We start from the raw sequence: 20,133 nt of genomic DNA, 5'->3' as shown, positions 1-20,133 counted from the left end.
AAAATCATACAGTTAAATGAACAGTTCACTGAGCCGATATTTTGATATACTTTTAAGATAAGCCCTCTGAATCTCTATCGAAAATGTACATCGAATCCAGCCATTTAGTCTTCTCACCCTCTGATCTGACTCAGTTTATGGAAAGTCCTTTTGTATCCTGGATAGAACATCTTGCAGTGGTGCATCCTGATTTATTACCCTCACCTGATGCAAAAAATGAATTAGTAGATGTACTGCAACATTTGGGAAATCAACACGAGTTGGATCTGTTGACTCTTTTTGAAAAACAAGGATTAACCATTGTCAATTTGCATCAACAGGCAAACTCTTATGATTCAACATTAATTGCAATGAAAAGCGGCGCTGACGTGATTTATCAAGCGCATTTACAATTGCTTCCATTTCAGGGATATGCTGATTTTTTAATAAAAATACCAGGGAAGAGTCGATTTGGGGATTATTGTTATGAGGTTTGGGATACCAAGCTCGCAAAATCAGTGAAACCTGGTTTTCTGTTGCAATTATGTTGTTATGCAGAAATGCTTAAAGCAATGCAAGGCGGTGGAACTGAATTCATCACCGTGGTTTTGGGAAATCAGGAACAGAGACGCTTTCGCACGGCAGATTATTTTTATTTTTACCAAAATTTGAAGCAGCAGTTTTTATTGGCGCATCAGAATTTTGATGCGACTGAGTGTCCTGATCCTGCTGCATCGAAAAATTGGGGGAGATGGAGTAATTATGCCGAAGAGTTATTAACAAAAGCGGATCATTTAATCCAGGTAGCAACCATTACCTCAGGACAAGTCAAAAAGTTGCAGCAAGCGGGTATCAATACGATGACCGAATTGGCTCATACCACATGTTCTTGGGTAAAAGGGATAAAGCCAGAGCGTTTTGTGCGTTTGCAAGAACAAGCCAAAATTCAAAAAGCAAGCAGCGGTAAGGAAATCCCCTTATATCAATTAATTCCTCATGTTCCAGGACAAAAGCAGGGCTTGGCGCTTTTACCTACTGCATCACCGCATGATATTTTTTTCGATATTGAAGGTTTTCCTCTTGAAGAAGGGGGGTTGGAATATCTTTGGGGGATTACTTATTTTGATGAAAAAGCGCAACGTCAATATAAGGATTTTTGGGCACATAACCCCGAGCAGGAAAAGGAAGCTTTTCAAGCGTTTGTGCTTTGGGCTTATCAACGTTGGCAAGAAGATCCGAAAATGCATATTTATCATTATGCCAATTATGAAATCTCTGCATGTCGACGTCTCATGGGACGATATGGTGTTTGTGAGGATGAGGTCGATCAGCTCTTACGTAATGAAGTATTTGTTGATTTATATAAGATTGTTAAAAACTCACTGATTGTTGGGGAACCGCGCTATTCGATTAAAAATATAGAGCATTTATATCGGGGTAAACGAAATACTGAGGTAGGTTCTGGAGGCGACTCTGTTGTTGTATATGAGCAATGGAGAGAAAAACCAGATGGGGAAAGTTGGCAGACATCAAAAATATTAAATGATATTCGCGCATACAATATTGATGATTGTAATTCGACTCAGGAATTGGTTGATTGGTTGAGAGCACGGCAATTAGAGCAAGGTATTTGTTACTTAGGTAAAACCGAACCTGTTGTGCTTGAAGTGAAGACAGAATTGAGTGAGCGAATTCAATTACGCGATCGATTGTTGATGGAAGCCGAACGCTTGAAGGCAGAGGGGGATTTGCAACGCGCTCAAATCAATCTGATTTTTGCATGGTCTATTGAGTTCCACCGACGTGAGGCCAAGCCTGTGTTTTGGCGTATGTTTGAGCGATTGGGACTCACTGGAGAGGAGCTACTCGATGATATTGACTGTTTGGCCTATTGCCGACGAACTGCTAAGCCACCTTACAAACCCTCGCCAAGATCACGCAATTTGGCCTATGAATATTTTTTTGATCCAGAACAGGAATTTAAAGGGAATGCCAAGCAGTATTTTATTTTAGGCGAGGAAACAGAAGACGGTAAAGCTGTTGTGGTCAACTATTATGAAGACGATAGTGATCTGGAGCATGGAATTATTGTACTACAAATGAAAAATGAACCAGATGATCCGATTACTTTGGTTCCTAATGAATATGTTGATCCGCATTCAATTCCTGAAGCCATTGCGAAGCAGGCTGCGTCATTTGAGCAGGGGTTGCTTGAAAACACAGCGATACTGGATTTTCTGAGCAAATCGTATCCGCGCATTAACGAGCATCAACAAGGATTGGCTATCGCACCAAGTCATGATCCTAATGAACGATTAGCGGAGATGATTCATGCGGTTTTAAATCTAAATAACAGTTATCTTACGCTTCAAGGTCCTCCGGGTGCAGGTAAAACCTATACTGGAAAACATTTAATCGCAGAGCTTGTGCAAAAAGGAAAAAAAATAGGTATTTCCTCAAACAGCCACAAGGCGATTAATAACTTGTTGCTGAATACTGCTGCCTATTGCTATAAGGAAGGAATAAAAGGACATTTTGCTTGTACCCGTAATACAGAGGAACAAATTGAAGATTTAAATATTACCGTATTGGAGAATAAACAGATCATTGATTTTATTCAGCCTGGATGTGTCGTAGGTACTACCGTTTGGGGGTTTGCTCGAGAAGAATTAGCTGATGCTTTTGATTATTTATTTATTGATGAGGCAGGGCAAGTAAGTGTTGCCAACTTAATTGCGATGAGCCGCTCAACCCGTAATATTATTCTAATGGGCGATCAAATGCAGTTAGGTCAGCCCTCCCAAGGAAGCCATCCCGAAGAAAGTGGTTTATCCATATTGGATTACTTATTACATACAACGCCCACTATACCTGACTCTATGGGGGTTTTTTTAGGTACTACCTATAGAATGCATCCGGCAGTGAATCAATTTATTAGCAAAGCGATTTATGAAGGTAAACTGGAAACTGCTCCTGGGAATGAATATCGCTTAATAAGCATTCCTAAAGGATATCAAGGCGTGCTGAATAAAGAGGCAGGAATTATTCCTGTACCTGTCATTCATGAGGGAAATACCCAAGCCAGTGATGAGGAAGTGGAGCAAATTGTATTATTAACCAAGGAACTTTTAGGGAGAACATTTAAGGATAAAGACGTGCAAAAAATAATTGGTTGGGAGGATATCCTTTTTGTTGCTCCCTACAATCATCAGGTAAATAAATTGAAGATAGCGCTGGGTGAACAGGCTAAAGTAGGAAGCGTTGATAAATTTCAAGGACAGGAAGCACCAATTGTTTTTTTGAGCATGTGTGCGAGTCATGCAGATGAATCTCCTCGAGGACTTAATTTTCTTTTTGATAAAAACAGAATAAACGTTGCCATCTCGCGAGCCCAGTGTTTGGCAATTGTTGTCTATTCGCCTTTTTTGCTGGATGCTATTCCAACGAACATCGAGCAAATTGCGATGATGAATGTATTTTGTCAATTGGTAAAAAATTAATATACACGGCGGGGTTTTAATTTATGAGCAATAAGGGCAAGTATACTTACAATAGGTAAGATGATTGGAAATATTATAAATTCAATCATTTTCATCAGAAATTTTTTTACTCCAGTCGCTAAAGCATAACGTTCACTAAATTTTTTAACAAAGGGCCAATTACTAATCAAAAAACCAGTTGGCTCTTTAAACCCAAGGAAAAAATATCCTGTAAAATACCCATAAATATGCAGTATTTTTTGAGGATAAAAAATATAACAGGCAGAAGAAGACGGCTCGAGATATTCAGTATAATGCCAACAATTTCTTGGCATGAATAACATATCCCCTTTTTCAAGAGTTACTCTATACCCTTGAGCTTGTTTTGATCTTGGATACTGTTGATTAATTTCTTCCAAAGGTCGGCTAAAGTCAATCAAGCTATCGCTCACAAAGGGAAGTTTATAGAGCGCTTCACTCTGATCTTGAGTAAATAATAAAAATCTCTTTCTCCCACTTAAACATACATGAAGATTGCTGCAATGCTCTCTATCGTAATGCATATAGGTATGCGTGTTTTGGCCACCAAAAAAATAGATAACTTTTAAAGTCTTATTAAAGTATCTCGGTCTTAAGGGAATATGTTGCCAAAGGGGGATATGTTTTTCAATTTCGGCAGATTGTTTTTCGGTAAGAATTTGACCAAATATTCGGTAGGGCATATTTTGTTTTATTTTAGCTATTATTGTCCCAAAATCAGCAGGTTGATGCGCAACGCGACGATTATTTTCAAAAGTAGCATAGGTTGTGTCTGCTTGAATGTGTTTTTCGAAATAATCTAAATCAAAGTTACCCCTAAAGTTTTTTATTTTTATGAGCAGGGGCTCCTTAGACTTATATAAAATATTCTTGATGTTCTCTTCGTCGCCATAAAAATAATCTATGGTCTTCACATCCATAATTTTCATCGACTAACCTTTTGAATTAAGTAGTAAAAATAATATTTTTTTCCATAGATAAGGTTTCTTTTACGCTCTTTTTTTGCCATGTGGCGGAGAGCTGACTTTTTAAACAAAAAAAACCACCAGGGAAGAAATGCTAATCCCATGGAACTAACGAAATCTTGAAGTTCTTCATCATCTCTCATCATCGAATTAATGTAAGGTATTATTTTTTTCTCATTTACAACTAAGCGATTATAAATGGCCGATTGAACCATTCGAGTTATGTCTACCTTTTGAACTACTTTTAAAGAGGTACTTGTCTTAAGATATTCTTCAATTCTTTTTGCTTGTAATTTATCTTTAATACTCAGATCAGAATAACAAAAAAAACCATCTGGGGACAAAATACGCTCAACTTCTGAAAAAAAAAGTTCAATTTGCGGATAAAGATGGGAGCTCTCAAGATTGGTTATAATATCAAAACTGTTATTTTCAAAAGGCAAACATTCTGCATCAGATTGAATGTAATTGATTTTGTTTTCTTTGTAGAAATTATGGTTTGCGTGCTTTACTAATTCTTTTGTTAAGTCAACGCCTAAAGCATATTTTGTTTTGAGTAATTCGGAGCTAACTCTTAAACCGATACCGTTACCACACCCAATTTCAAGCAGTTTTTTATCAAAAAATTCCATTTTTACTAATGGTCTTATTAGAAAAAAGACAAGTAAGGGAGAATAAATATCTTGTATCGTACATATTTTTGAAAAATCAAAGTTCAATGCAGCGTATTCATCATATACTTGTTGATTCCATAATCCCCAATTCAAAAAGGATTTATCAAAAATAATATGCGCAAAGCTTTCATAGCTCTCCTGAATTTGGTCTTTAATCAATTTTACTTCAGAGGGATGAAGAGTCACTCGTCTCAATAAGGAACGAATTTGCTTGAGAGCCTGGCCATAGGTTTTAATGTTATTTTCCGTGATTAAATCATTCATTAAATAAATAACCTATCATGGAGTGTTGTATTAATCAAATACAACTCCCCGTCAACACTGCGACAAAGAAGTATTCTTGTTCTGTTTTTTTGTTCTATTGAATCTTTTGTGCTATTAAATAAGTATGAGTGTCATGAAGTTGCTTTTCAAGGAACTTTGTGAATAAATTTTTGAGCCTTGACGTTATTGTTTTCAGATGAAACAAAGGTAATGGGGATATGTTGAATAAGCATATAAAAGAAACTGATATTCAGCAATAAACAAAATCAAAGTATATTTGTCCTATCACGCAAAAATTCAGTGTCTTGTTATAAGTCCTTATTATTGCTATTTTTTATTTTTATTTTGTGCACTGCCTCTGGTGTTCATCGCCATTAAACTTAATGGTATTGTCTCTGGTGGTATGGGAGTATTTTAAAGTGGTGAAAAAAAACCAGGAACTTAATCTAAAAGACATTCTCAATGAACCTCTTGCAATCATTGGAATGAATTGCCAATTTCCTGGTGTTGATTCGGATGTGGAAGATGTTGAGGCATTTTATGCGATGCTGCTCAAGGGGCTTTCGCCTATTAAAGAAATGCCAAAGGATCGTTGGGATGTTGATGAGTATTATGATCCTGATCGTGAGAAACCCGATAAAATAATTAGTCGTAAAGGCGGTTTTCTTAATAATCCTCAGTTGTTCGATGCATCTTTTTTTAAAATATCTGCAATCGAAGCCAAACAAATGGATCCCCAACATCGTCTTTTTTTAGAAGTAGCGATTCGTGCTTTAAATCATGCCAACATTCCACTGCACTCATTAAATAATTCAAATGCCGGGGTATTCTATGGTTGTTCCACTCAGGATTACAGCCAACTCAATTATAAAGACAATATCGAGTTTAATGCGTATACCCAGATTGGTGCAGCCAGCAGTGCTGCTGCAGGAAGACTTTCGCACTTTCTCAATTTAAAAGGCCCTAGTATGGCTGTAGATACAGCCTGTTCTTCTTCATTGGCAGCGCTTTATGTTGCTGCAACCTCGTTGAGAACGAAGCAATGTTCTATGGCAATTGTCGGTGGTATTCATCTAAGCCTTTGTCCTGAAAGTTTTATCAGTGTGACTAAAGCAAACATGTTATCTGCGCGGGATCAATGCAGCAGTTTTGATATAAATGCTGATGGTTATGTACGAAGCGAAGGGTGTGGCGTTGTTATTGTAAAACGCTTAAGTGATGCGATCAAAGATCAAGACACAATCCATGCGGTACTCAAAAGTATTGTCATGAATCAGGATGGTGATGATGGGACGATTTTGGTGGCTCCAAATATTAAGTCACAAATTGCGCTCCACCACGAAGTGCTGGCACAAGCTCATTTAACGCCAAGTGATATTGATTATATTGAAGCTCATGGAACGGGTACGGTTGTTGGTGATTCAGTTGAGTTTAATGCAATACAACAGATCCATAAAGGGCATCATACTCAAGATAAGCCTCTGATTATTGGCGCAGTAAAAAGCAATATAGGTCACAGTATTTCGTCATCAGGGGTTGCATCACTGATTAAAGCAATTGGCGCATTAAAGCACGAAACAATTCCAGCCAATTTACATTATACGAAACCCAACAAAACTATAGATCCTGAAAGTATACCTGCACTTTTACCGGTGAAAGCAATTGCATTTAAGAAGCAAAAAAATAAAAAGAGGCAGGTGCAGATATCTAACTTCGGATTTAGTGGAACCAATGTAAGTGTCATCATTGAAGAAGCAGCTCATGATTACTTGCCATCTGCATCATTAGATGATGGGCAAGAAAAATGTTTTGTTGTCTCAGCAAATAGTGAGTATTCATTAAGGCAAATGTTGGCACGTTATGCACTATATCTTCGAGAGACGCCGACGAGTTTGCATGATATTTGTTTTACACTCATCAGCTGTCGCGATCATTTTAAATATCGTTGTGCGATTGTTACTCGAGATAAAGAAACCTTAATCCAAAAGATTGAGTCTGACGATTTTGAGTTGCGCAAGATCGCTGTTAAAAAAGAGCTACAAACAGTAGCTCCTGATGCACATCAGATATATGAGGCGTATCTTGCAGGATTTAATATAAAAATCGATCCAGATGATGTTCCATTTAATAAAACAGATTTACCACTTTATTATTTTGATAGAAAGCCCTATTGGCATGAGTCAAGAACCAAGAGAGGGTTAAATAATTTATGTCTGCAACCCAAAGAACAACAAGTAGAAACGATTAAAGAAAAACTTGCCGCTCAAATACAATCTCTTTTAAAAAAAGAACAGATTGATGCGTATCAGGATTTCGGCTCTTTAGGGTTCAACCAGGAGTTACTCACCGAGCTCGAGCAGAGTGTTTATGCGCTTTTCTCCTATAAAATGGCAATTCCCGCTTTTCTAACTTTGGATAAGCTGGCCAGACACCTACAACAAATCCAGATGCCAGAGCCAGTTTATCGACAACCCACTGTCAATGTACTCAATAATGAACCTATTGCGATCATTGGAATGAGTTGCCGTTTTCCCAAAGCAGAAAATATTGATGCGTTTTTATCCTTATTAGAGCGCGGCGAAAGTGGTATGGCTGATATCCCGTTGGAACGATGGGATAATGAAAAATTTTACGATCCTGATGTAAATGCTTTAGGGCGACTTTATATCAAGCAACTTGGTCTAATTGAACATATCAAAACATTTGATGCAGATTTTTTTAATATCAGCCCACGTGAAGCGAAGCTCATGTCGCCCCAATTACGGGTATTCATGGAGACGAGCTATCATGCTTTGGAGAACGCCAATTTATCTCTGGCTGCGATTAAAGACAGTAAAACTGGGGTTTTTGTTGGTTGCGGAACCAATGAGTACCCCCGATTATTGGCGGGTCTTGGCGTCGGTTTGGATGATCTTAATATTTATTTTGCAACCGGAAATGTCTTAAATGCGATGCCCGGTCGAGTGGCTTATGCATTTGATTTTCATGGACCCATCCAAGCAATTGATACGGCATGTTCTTCATCGATGACTGCGATTCATGATGCATGTTTGAGTTTGCAAAATGGCGATTGTGATATGGCCCTTGCGGGTGGAGTGAATATCTTACTGGCTCCGGATTCTAACATTACCCTTTCAAAAGCCAGAATGTTATCTCCTGAAAGTCGTTGTAAAACCTTCAGTGAGGATGCAGATGGATATGCGCGTAGTGAGGGATGCGGTGTTATTGTTTTGAAGCGATTAAGTACTGCTTTAAAAGAAAATGATACGATTCTTGCAGTAATTAAAGGAACCTCGATTAATAGTGATGGTAAAAGTGGTGGTTTTACTGTTCCTAATGGTATTGCTCAGGAAGAGGTAATTCGAAGCGCGCTAGCCAAAGCACAGCTATCGCCTGCAGACATTGATTACATCGAAGCACATGGTACGGGTACACCGCTGGCTGATCCTATCGAAGCAAATGCCTTGAGTAAAATTTTTAGTGAGTACCATAGCGAACAGAAACCTCTTTATATTAGCTCGGTAAAAACGAATATAGGCCATTCCGAAAGTGCCTCGGGTGTGGCTGGTGTGATTAAAGCCATTTTAAGTTTACAAACGCATCAATTATTTAAACACCTTAACTTTAAAAAATTGAATCCTGCCATCGAGCTAAAAAATACAGTCATTCCGTTGAGTACTATGGATTGGCCGAAGGAGGGAGGTTTACGGTGTGCCGGGGTGAGTTCATTTGGGTTTAGTGGTGCCAATGCACATATCGTGATGCAAGAAGCTCCGGTAAGAACAATAGAAAGGCGCATACTTCCCCAAGAGTCTCTGTTAGTGCTTTCCGCAAAAAGTAAAACGGCACTTGAATTACTTTTAGCAAGTTATCAAAAATATTTAGCCAATACCCATGAGGAATTTGCAGATATTTGCTATACCGCAGCAACGTGTCGAAACCATTTTTTATTTCGAGTCGCAATTCAAGCAAGCACCGCAAACGAAGCGGCTGTGCTTATTGAAAAAAATGAATACACGATCTATTCGATCAAAAAAGAAAAAACCAATCCCTTCTCCTCACAACAACCAAAGTCACTGGCGCAATTACAGGCTGATTATCAAGCGGGCTTTATGATCAATTGGACTGATTTTTATCAGTCGCTGAATACCCAATTTATCAAAGTCAACCTCCCTTTATATGAGTTTGATCGTGAAGAACATTGGTTTGAAACGAAAGACAAAATAAAAGACATCCATATGCCTCAAGATTGGTGTTTTCAATTACAATGGCAACAACAACTTTGTACTCGCACGAATCGCAAAACACAGGGTAATAACTGGCTTCTGATTGGTGCGCGACAACTTGCTCCTCGTCTTGGCGCACAGGGATTAGACATTATTCTAGAGGAAGAGAATCATCCCTTAGAACATTTGGATGGAATTATTTTTGCGATGGGATTGGATGCTCCCTCGGCAGCAGATATTGAAGCGAGTATTGATTTTCAAAAGAACACGATAAAAAAACTATTAGCATTAGTTAAAGAGCTCAATAACAAAAGCATTCAATTGCAATTAATCGTCCTTACCACGAATGCAATCCCTGAACTTGCAGCAGGTGCGCTTAATCTGAATGATAGTCCCCTGATTGGTTTTTGCCGAACTTTGGTTTTAGAGTTACCTCAATTCAATACCATTTTAATTGATGCAGAAAAAACGGAAGATGAAGATTATGCTGGGCAAGTCGTCGATGAAATCAAGCATAATTATGATCAATGGTATGAGCATGTTGTGGCTTATCGAGAAGGCAAACGGTTCATTGCCCGTTTGAAAAAAACCAAATTATTGGACAGAAGGCCCTCTTTATATGGTGAAGGTCGTTATCTGATCACCGGTGGTTGTGGTGGTTTAGGTCTGGTCACGGCACAAGCGTTACTTTCTGCAGGTGCAAGAGAGGTTATCCTGACCTCAAGAAATCCGGATAAACCTGCGGTAAAAGAAGCAATCAAAAAAATTCAATACAATTATACAGGGCGAACCATTCGTACGGTCAGTGTCGATGTGACTGACAAAGAAAACATGCGTCACTTACTTTTAGAATTGAATGCGGATGGGCTGCTCAAAGGCATTATTCATGCTGCCGGAGCAGCAATTAAGGCGCCATTACTCGAACATAAAGATAACGATGTCGATTATTTATTTGCTGCCAAAGTACAAGGCAGCTGGTATTTGCATGAGTTGAGTAAAAACCTCGATTTGGATTTCTTTGTTGTCTATTCTTCAATTTCCTCAGTGTTCGGAAGTAATAAAGAATCCGTTTACAGCGGCACCAACAGTTTCATAGATGCTTTGATTGCTGAGCGTCAACGTTTGGGGATGGTCGGAACTGCGATTGAATGGGGGCCTTGGGGCGAAGTAGGTATGGCAAAAAAACGCTCCCAAGATCAAGGTTTGAAGCAATCCTTAATAAGTAACGAGCAAGGTCATGCCTTCATTAAAATTCTCATCAATGATCAGCTAAGCCACGCAGCCATTATTTCACCGGAATACCTCAAGTTCATGCTGGACTTTGTTCCCAAGCCCGTACCTGCTTTTCATAAACATTTAGCGGATGAACTGAATGCAGCAGAGCAGTTTGCTCATAAAAATTTATCTTCATGGCTAAATGATTATCTGGAAACGAGAGAAGAAAATCGCTTCCAGGCTTGCAAAGATATGATATGTGCTATTTGTAATGAGATTCTTGAAATAACCAACGCAGACGAGTTGGATGAGGATGAGGGATTTTTTGAGCTGGGTTTCGATTCATTGATGATTACTGAGCTGGCAAGCAAACTTAAGGAAAAACTGGCACCAACCCTTAAAGTAACGGCGACCATTGGTTTTGATTACCCATCCATTAACAAACTGGCCTTGCATATTGCTTCAGAACTCAATAAGTATTTAATTACTCAGCCAGCTTCCAAGCCTGTAGCTGGAAAGGAAGAGGATTCAATCGCTATCATAGGTATGAGTTGTACCTTTCCTAATGCTCCCAATATTGCAGCATTTGAAACTTTGCTTGACGAGGGAAAAAGTGGCATGAGAGATATTCCACTTGAGCGTTGGGATAATCAAAAATACTATGATCCAGATATGGATGCGCCAGGAAAATCTTATGTCAATAAACTCGGATTAATCGAAAATATTAAATGTTTTGATGCAAACTTTTTTGGGATTAGCCCTCGCGAAGCAAAATTAATGGAGCCTCAACAACGCATCTTTTTAGAATGCTCTTATAAGGCTTTTGAAAACGCAAATTATTTGCCTGAGTCACTACGTGGCAGTTTGACCGGAGTTTTTGCCGGTGTAGGTCCCAATGAATATTATGCGCAATTGGAGAAATCAGGTTTCTCTAATGAAGAATTAAGTGTCTATTCGATTACAGGGAATGTCTCCAATCTTATTCCAGGCCGAGTAGCATATACTTTTGATTTTAAAGGTCCATCAATCAGTGTGGATACTGCCTGTTCTTCCTCTTTAGTTGCCATTCATTATGCATGTCAGAGTTTAAAAAATCGGGAAATTGATTACGCATTAGCTGGTGGGGTCAATGTACTGTTATTACCAGAGTCGAATATCACTTTATGTAAAGCTAAAGCTTTAGCTCCTGATGGTCACTGTAAAACTTTTGATGAACAAGCCGATGGATATGCCCGTGCAGAAGGCTGTGGGGTACTTTTTCTTAAAAGACTATCGGATGCAATCCGTGATAAAGACAACATTTTGGCAGTCATTAAAGCTTCCGCGGTAAATAATGATGGGCGATCTGCGGGATTGACCGTTCCTAATGGCAAAAGCCAGGAAGAGGTCATGATGAAGGCTTTAAGTCAAACGGATTTATCTGCGAGTGATATCAGCTACATTGAAGCGCATGGAACGGGTACCTCTTTGGGGGATCCCATAGAAGTTCATGCAATCAACCAAGTTTATGGAAAAGAACATTCTCAGGATAATCCTTTATATCTTGGTGCGGTTAAAACCAACATTGGCCATCTTGAAAGTGCTGCTGGCGTGGCGAGTGTGATTAAAACAGTGCTGAGCTTACAAAAGAAAAAAATTTATAAGTTGCTCCATTTTAAAAAATTAAACCCCCACATTCATTTAGGTGATACCCTTCTTGCTGTGCAAAAAATCGATTGGAATTCGGGCTCTAAATTAAGATGTGCCGGGGTTAATGCTTTTGGTTTTAGTGGCACCAACGCACATGTTATTTTACAAGAGTTTCCTAAACCCGCAGAACCAAAGCCAACGCAATCGACCAAAGTCCAATTATTGATTCTTTCTGCCAATTCGCAAGCATCCCTGGAGCATTTAGCTCAAAGTTATCAGCAGTATTTGGCAACAACACAAGATGACTTTGGTGATATTTGTTTTACTGCAGCAACATGTCGCGCTCAGCAGCTCTATCGATTAGCTTTAGTAGCCCATAGTGCCCATGAGGCAAGTCACTTATTAGAAACAGGACAGTTTGCACTATCACACGGAAAAAACAGCACTATTGAAGTGCAAAATGAGCCCATGTTTCAGTCGGTGCTGACAGACTATATGCAGGGCAAACAAGTTGACTGGGCTTTATACTATAAAAACAAGGGTTATGAATGTAACAAAATTAGCTTACCTAATTATGTATTTGATCCGGTTGAATTTTGGATTGATAAAAGCACTTCGAGCCGCCCCTCAGCTGATGTGGTTCATCCTCTTTTAGGGCAGATGTTCTCGATGCCCGGTAATGAATTTTTATTCAGCAACAAGCTCGATTTAGAACATTTAACCTATATCAAGCAAAATTTTATTTTTGATAAGGTCATTTTTCCGGCAACAGCATTTATTGAATCGGGTTTGTCGGCAGCCAAGTTTGTAATGAAGCATCATGCTTTTTCAATTGAACACTTTCAGATTGAACGTCCATTGTATCCGAAACACGATCAAGAGTTTCAATTGCATGTGAAACCGAAAAATGACGAACAATATAAAATCAATATTTTTGCCAAACAAGAGGATAATTGGCAATTATTTTCTGAAATGGAAATCAATGCGCAGGTACCGGCCATATCGGAGTCTCTTGATTTTTATGATTTAAAATCATCTTCTGAACGGCAATTTGATGCATCACAAATTTATGAACATTTTAAAAAGCATGCCGTATTTTATGGCGATGATTTACGTGTTCTCCAAGAGAGTTACATTCATGCAGATGGTGTTCTTTCTAAGGTAGTAATGACTAAAAACAGTCAAAGTGTTAACTATTATTATCCCCCTATTTTGCTTGATGGCATGATGCAAAGTATTTTGTTATTCAAAATGAATCATGATGAGCACACTGTTTATGTGCCTTATACATTTGCACGAATGACGACAATCCAGGAAGCCCCTCGCAGCATGTGGCTCCATGTAGTTCAAAGAGTGTCTGAACATGAGAATGAATTGTGTTTCGATATCAAATTTTATGATAATTCGGGGGTACTGATTGGTGAAATTGAAAAGTTTAAACTCAGAAAAGTCACGCAAAGTCATTTCATTCCTTATGAATCCTATCTCCAGTACCTTTATCAAATCCGATGGAGTCCTCTCAAACTCAACGTGTTGACTCAAACACCGCTTCCTGAGTTAGTGGTCATTGCAAATGATCCCGATAAAGCAAAGGCAGTATTGGGTGATCTGGATTATCAGCTCATTCAAGATGCCAATGAGTTAGGACCTATTGAAAATAAGAACATCGTTTTTTTATACAATCAAAGTCAATTCAATGATCTGTTTCATTGTTGTCAAAAGATGTTTAGGTCACGACCTAATCGCTTCATATTAGTCACTGAAAATGCTTATTCGATTCATGAAACCGATAAGGTAAACCCTTACCACACCATGGCTTGTGCTTTTTGGAAAACTTTTAGTAATGAGCTTGAACTCATTAATAATTATGCAATCGATTTAGGGACAGCGAGTACTTTGCCCGAGATATTAAAGTATCTTTTTGCTGCTAACAGCGCTGAAAATCAATTTGCAATCCGCGAGACGTTTTATATTCCTAGATTAAAGAAAGCGCCGCTTTCTGCAAATGTGACCCAACAAGAGATGTTATTTAAAAGTGATGCCACTTATTTGATAACCGGCGGAACAGGTGCTTTGGCAAAATCATTAATTGAGTATCTCATGCGTCGAGGGGCACATGATATTGTGATTACTAGCCGGTCTGAATGTTCCCCCGAAATTAAACTATTGATTGATCGTGCTCGTAAAAAACAAGTTTTTATTAAACATTATCAGGCAGATGCCAGTAACTATCAGCAAATGGAGCACCTCATTGCAGAGATTGAACAAAGCGCCAAACGCTTGCAAGGTGTTTTTCATCTTGCCGGTATTGTGCAAGATGGTTTATTGGTTAATTTAACAGATGAGGAGATGCAAAGCGTACTCAGTGCTAAAATGGACAGTGCATTGATTTTGCATCAGTTAACCAAAGATATTCCACTCGATTTATTCGTTTTATTTTCATCCTCAGCGTCCATACTTGGTGCCAGAGGACAAGCTAACTATGTGGCTGCCAATGGATTTTTGGATGGATTAGCTTACCTTAGACAACAACAAGGGTTGCCTGCATTGACCATTAATTGGGGGCCGTTTCACTCAATGGGAATGAGCGCAAACTTAGGACAGGCAATGCAACAACGTGGCTTTTCCTTGTTAGATAAAGACAGTATCGATGTTCTTGATGTTTTGTTAAAGAGCGAGTTAGCGCAAATTGCTGTATGCCCAATTAATTGGGATATTTATTTCAAATACTCGCCCAAGCAGGCATGGCTCGCAGAGCTGATGAAACAGGCTCATCCAGTTGATCAGCATTTTTTAAATTCGCTTCGTCAGCATTCCAAGGAAGAAAGTATCCCCATATTGAGCAAAGCTTTGCGTGAAATTGCTGCCGAGGTTCTCGGTTTGGACGATGTAGAACAGATTAAGGTCAATGATGGATTGTTCTCTTTGGGTTTGGACTCACTGATGGCAATTGAAATTCGCAATCGCATTCATGATAAATTGCAATGTCCCACCCTGAACTTATCCATTGAATATTTTATTAATGATCCCAGTGTGGGAAAGATTGCCAAAAATATAGCGAATGAATTACAAAATGTATTTGATTTTGATAATAAAACAGAACAGCAAATGGCTGTAAATACAGTCGGTGAAGAAGTTCCTTTATGTGATTTTCAATATGTTTTTTGGGTGCTCAATAGACTCGGTTATCCCTATAATATTGGCACACAATTACAGATTCAAGGTAAGCTGAATAAGGATTATGTTGCTCAGGCATTTGATGCAGTTGTAAAACAAAATAGCGCCTTTTGGTTGCAATTCGACAAGGAAGTGCCGATTCAAGTATTGAGGAAAAAAGGACAATTTGAATTAATCTATAAAGACATTTCCCTGAATAATGAAGAGACGGAGCTTAATCAGGAATTTCAAAATAATATGAGGCATGAAGTCCCATTAACCCAACAGCCACTCATTAGGGTCTATCTCTATAAAATCAACAGTGATTTGCACGAATTGCACATGATAATCCCTCATATCATCGTTGATGGACCCTCATGTGATTCTATATTGAGTCAATTTAAAAAATGCTATGAAGCGTTGGCCCATGGTCAGGAATTGATTTTGGAACCAGAAAGAGATTCCTATCTCAATTATGTCAAAAAAAGTAATCACCTGTATGCAGCAAATTTAAAACACAAAATTAAGTTTTGGCAGAATTATAACAAGGGCTTTAAAATGCTGTACTTAGGACCTAAATACTTTATGCCTATAGACAGTCAGAAAAAGTATTTATTCCATTATCCTATTGATTCGCATAAGGCCGAACAGTTTATTGAATGGCATAGGACTCAAAATATGAATGTCAGTCTTGGGTTAATCGCTGCATGTCATATTGTTTTTTATAAGTTAAGTCAGCAAAAGAAAATCCCTTTTATTCTGATCCATAGTGGTAGGGAAGGGAGCCAATACAAGTCTATTGTTGGCATGTTCTCAGAGTATAAACGGCTAAATAGTACCCTGGATAAGCAAGATCACTTTATTGAATTGATTAAGTCGATTGAGGAACAACAATTAAAAACGGCTTCTTTTCAAAAATGCTCGCATATCATTAAAAACAGTGAATTTAAAGATTCAGGATTCCCAATAAGCCATTATTTATTTTATAGGTGGAATAGACTGCAATTAATGAAACAATTTAGGAAAACGAAGCTTAATTCATTGATGGTTGATTTCTATCTTAAGTACCTAAGCTGGGCTGAAGTCATTAGTTTCAATACCTCACTTAAAAGAAAATTCAATAAATTATTTAACCGCAAAAGGCCTTTGCAAAAACCGGAGCGGTTACGCGTTCTCATGAACATTACCCCTTCCTTTTTTAGTAAGGCAGCTCCTGATAGTAGTTTGACGAATCTTAAATTTCAGTATGCGAATCATTTTGGAAGTGAGGATCGCCCTGTAAATAATCGTTCTCTATGGGTCTTATTTTCAAGAAATCAGGAAGGAGAGTATTTAATTTCGATTAATGGTCCAGTAACGACCGAGTGTAAAGAATTAATTGCGCGGGAATTGAATCAGGTGATCGCAAAAGTCTTGGAACATGATGATTGGACTATTGAGGATTTAATTCGATAATTGCTACCCTCATCCGCCCTAACGAGCACCTTCTCCCCAAGGGAAGAAGGGAGCTGCTAAACTTAATGGTAGACATCCCCATATTATAAAACTCCCCTCTGCCACTTGTGGGAAAGGGGTAGGGCTGAGGGATTGCACTAGAGTACATGGCATAGATAAAGGATCAGTGAAAGATGAAACACGGACATTGTGAGCACGAACATCAACATCAGGAACATCGTTCGGAACCAGTAAATGTTCATCAAGGGTGTCACCAACACGATAAGATGCATCAGCACCATGCTCCAGATGCACATGGAGTTAAAACTGGAATTTACACTTGTCCTATGCATCCGGAGATTCGTCAATCCGGACCCGGAAACTGTCCAATTTGTGGTATGGCTTTAGAACCGGAAACGGTTTCAGCAGAACAAGAAAATCCTGAATACAAAAGTATGAGGCATCGATTTTGGCTGGCTCTTATTTTAAGTATTCCGGTGTTTATACTCGAAATGGGCGGGCACATGTTCCAAGATTTGATCTCGGCAAATAGTTCCGCCTGGATTCAATTTGTATTGGCTACACCTGTAGTTTTATGGTGTGGCTTACCTTTTTTCCAGCGTGGAATTCTCTCATTGAAAACACGTCAACTGAATATGTTTACCCTCATTTCCATGGGAATAGGCGTCGCCTGGATTTACAGTACCATTGCTTTGGTATTTCCAGGTATTTTTCCCGCTGCTTTTCGTCATCAAGGATTAATCAATGTGTATTTTGAAGCCGCTGCCGTGATTACCACTTTGGTGTTGCTTGGACAGGTATTGGAATTGAAAGCTCGAGAACAAACAGGCGGTGCGATTCGAGCTTTATTGAATTTAGCTCCTGAACGTGCGCGGCGAATTGACTCAAATGGCAATGAAGAGGAAGTAACCCTAGAGCAGGTTCAGGTTGGGGATAAGCTTCGGGTTCGGCCTGGTGAAAAAATTCCCGTGGATGGCGAAGTACTCGAAGGGCATAGTTATGTGGACGAATCAATGGTGACTGGGGAGTCGATGCCCATAAGCAAAGAGGCGGGATTCAAGGTGATTGGTGCGACTATTAACCAAAATGGCAGCTTCGTGATGAAGGCAGAACATATTGGCAGTGACACCATGCTATCGCATATTGTACGTATGGTGAGTGAAGCACAACGCAGCCGTGCCCCCATTCAACGCTTAGCTGATATTGTTTCGGGTTGGTTTGTACCTGCAGTGATTGTCATTGCAGTATTGGCATTCCTCATTTGGTTTTTCTTTGGTCCTCAACCTACATTGAGCTATGCCTTGCTTGCCGCAGTTTCAGTACTCATTATTGCTTGTCCTTGCGCGTTAGGTTTAGCAACACCGATGTCCATTATGGTTGGTGTGGGCAAAGGGGCGCAGAATGGAGTATTGGTCAAAAATGCCGAAGCACTCGAACAAATGGAAAAGGTTCAGGTACTTGTTGTCGACAAAACAGGTACGCTGACGTTGGGCCGCCCCAAACTAACCCAAATTATTACGGATAAAGAATTCGAAACGGATGAAATACTCACTTTAGCAGCTACCATGGAACATCATAGTGAGCATCCACTGGCTCATGCAATTATTGCTGCTGCAAAAGAAAAACAGTTGCCACTAAGTACAGCAATGAATTTTGAATCGATCCCTGGGAAAGGGGTTATTGCAAAGGTCAATGAATCCCCTGTTGCACTTGGAAATCTGCAGTTGATGCAGGAATATGGAAGTGCTCAAACCTCACTTATTGAACGAGCTGATGAATTACGTGCCCAAGGAGCAACAGTAATTTTTATGGCTATCGCGGGTGAAACAGTCGCTATTTTGGCAGTTGAAGATCCAATAAAACCCAGTACCCCTAAGGCTATCGATGCGCTGCAAAAAAATGGGGTTGAGATCTACATGTTGACCGGGGACAGTCAAAAAACAGCACAATCTGTTGCGAAGCAATTAGGAATCAACAAGGTGATTGCTGAAATTATGCCTGAAGATAAACGCCGTGTAGTCAGTGAATTGAAAAAGAATGGCCTTGTTGTCGCCATGGCTGGTGATGGGGTAAATGATGCTCCCGCTTTGGCAACCGCCGATGTTGGTATTGCAATGGGTACGGGGACGGACGTTGCAATTGAAAGTGCAGGCATTACTCTGCTGCATGGTGATTTGAGTGGTATCGTTAAAGCGCATCATCTATCCCGTACTACCATGAGTAACATAAGGCAGAATTTATTTTTTGCTTTTATTTATAATGGATTAGGCGTTCCGTTGGCTGCTGGGGTGCTGTATCCGGTAACAGGACTATTACTTAATCCTATCATCGCCGCAAGCGCGATGGCATTAAGTTCTGTTTCTGTGATTTTTAATGCACTTAGATTGCGGAGACTTAAGCTATAAAAAGCCATTTTGATCGCCCACGTGCCCTGATTAATGCGCACTACGTTGGGTAAAAATGAGTGAACGGGCCCTCAGGAACATGCCGCCTTAAGTAAGAAGGGAATTCTCAACATATTGATGAAACCAGAGGTTTTTTATGCCCAAAATACTGATGAGTGCTTGTCTGCTTGGCCAAAAAGTTCGTTATGACGGCAGAGACTGTTTGCAAAATCATCCGTTGTTGCAGCAATGGCTTGAAGAGGGAAACATTATCACAATTTGCCCGGAAATGGCCGGTGGATTACCCACACCAAGACCGCCAGCTGAGATTCAAGAGAAACAATCGGGTATTGAAGTATTAAAGAAAAATGCTTTAGTAAAAACAACTAATAATCAGGATGTTACTGATTTTTTTCTCAGAGGGGCACAAAAAGCACTGGAGTTAGTAAAGAAACATAAAATACGTGTAGCCATTTTAAAAGCTCGGAGCCCTTCTTGTGGCTCGGGGATGATTTATGATGGAACATTTTCACGTACGTTGATGCAAGGGGATGGCGTAACTACTGCACTCTTGATAGAACATGGTGTGCAAGTATTTGATGAACATCATATTGATGAGGCATTACATGCCGCATTATTAGGGTAAACCACAAGTGACCTTCAGTTTT

At 39.3% G+C, this 20,133-nt stretch carries 6 protein-coding genes; 4 read left to right on the top strand and 2 right to left on the bottom strand.

From position 1 onward, the window contains the following. The first annotated feature begins 83 nt into the window (after positions 1-83). Positions 84-3,479, top strand: coding sequence for a TM0106 family RecB-like putative nuclease (locus ACF8MK_RS00890; protein WP_392537786.1), 3,396 nt, complete (start codon positions 84-86; stop codon positions 3,477-3,479). On the opposite strand, the gene ACF8MK_RS00885 is transcribed toward ACF8MK_RS00890, so the two are convergent. Together ACF8MK_RS00885 and ACF8MK_RS00880 are read right to left on the bottom strand one after the other, a co-directional pair. Next, positions 3,476-4,426: a cupin-like domain-containing protein gene (locus ACF8MK_RS00885; protein ID WP_392537785.1), complete on the bottom strand. Its 951-nt coding sequence runs from the start codon at positions 4,424-4,426 to the stop codon at positions 3,476-3,478. The genes ACF8MK_RS00890 and ACF8MK_RS00885 overlap by 4 nt on opposite strands. After that, positions 4,423-5,400 carry a class I SAM-dependent methyltransferase gene (locus tag ACF8MK_RS00880; protein WP_392537784.1) on the bottom strand — a complete coding sequence of 326 codons (978 nt, stop codon included), beginning with the start codon at positions 5,398-5,400 and terminating at the stop codon, positions 4,423-4,425. Before ACF8MK_RS00880 ends, ACF8MK_RS00885 begins: the two co-directional genes overlap by 4 nt. A 419-nt stretch (positions 5,401-5,819) precedes the next feature. On the opposite strand from ACF8MK_RS00880, the gene ACF8MK_RS00875 reads away from it, so the two are divergent. From ACF8MK_RS00875 to ACF8MK_RS00865, 3 genes are all read left to right on the top strand, one after another. Next, positions 5,820-17,081 carry an SDR family NAD(P)-dependent oxidoreductase gene (locus tag ACF8MK_RS00875; RefSeq protein ID WP_392537783.1) on the top strand — a complete coding sequence of 3,754 codons (11,262 nt, stop codon included), beginning with the start codon at positions 5,820-5,822 and terminating at the stop codon, positions 17,079-17,081. Between the two features lie 173 nt (positions 17,082-17,254). Then, positions 17,255-19,486, top strand: a complete 2,232-nt coding sequence (locus ACF8MK_RS00870; RefSeq protein WP_392537782.1) for a copper-transporting P-type ATPase — start codon at positions 17,255-17,257, stop codon at positions 19,484-19,486. Between the two features lie 136 nt (positions 19,487-19,622). Next, positions 19,623-20,111, top strand: coding sequence for a DUF523 domain-containing protein (locus tag ACF8MK_RS00865; RefSeq protein WP_392537781.1), 489 nt, complete (start codon positions 19,623-19,625; stop codon positions 20,109-20,111). Positions 20,112-20,133 lie beyond the last annotated feature (22 nt).

Source organism: Legionella sp. 227 (genome assembly GCF_043161935.1).
GTDB lineage: Bacteria > Pseudomonadota > Gammaproteobacteria > Legionellales > Legionellaceae > Legionella > Legionella sheltonii.
This window is presented reverse-complemented; position numbering and strand designations above follow the sequence as displayed.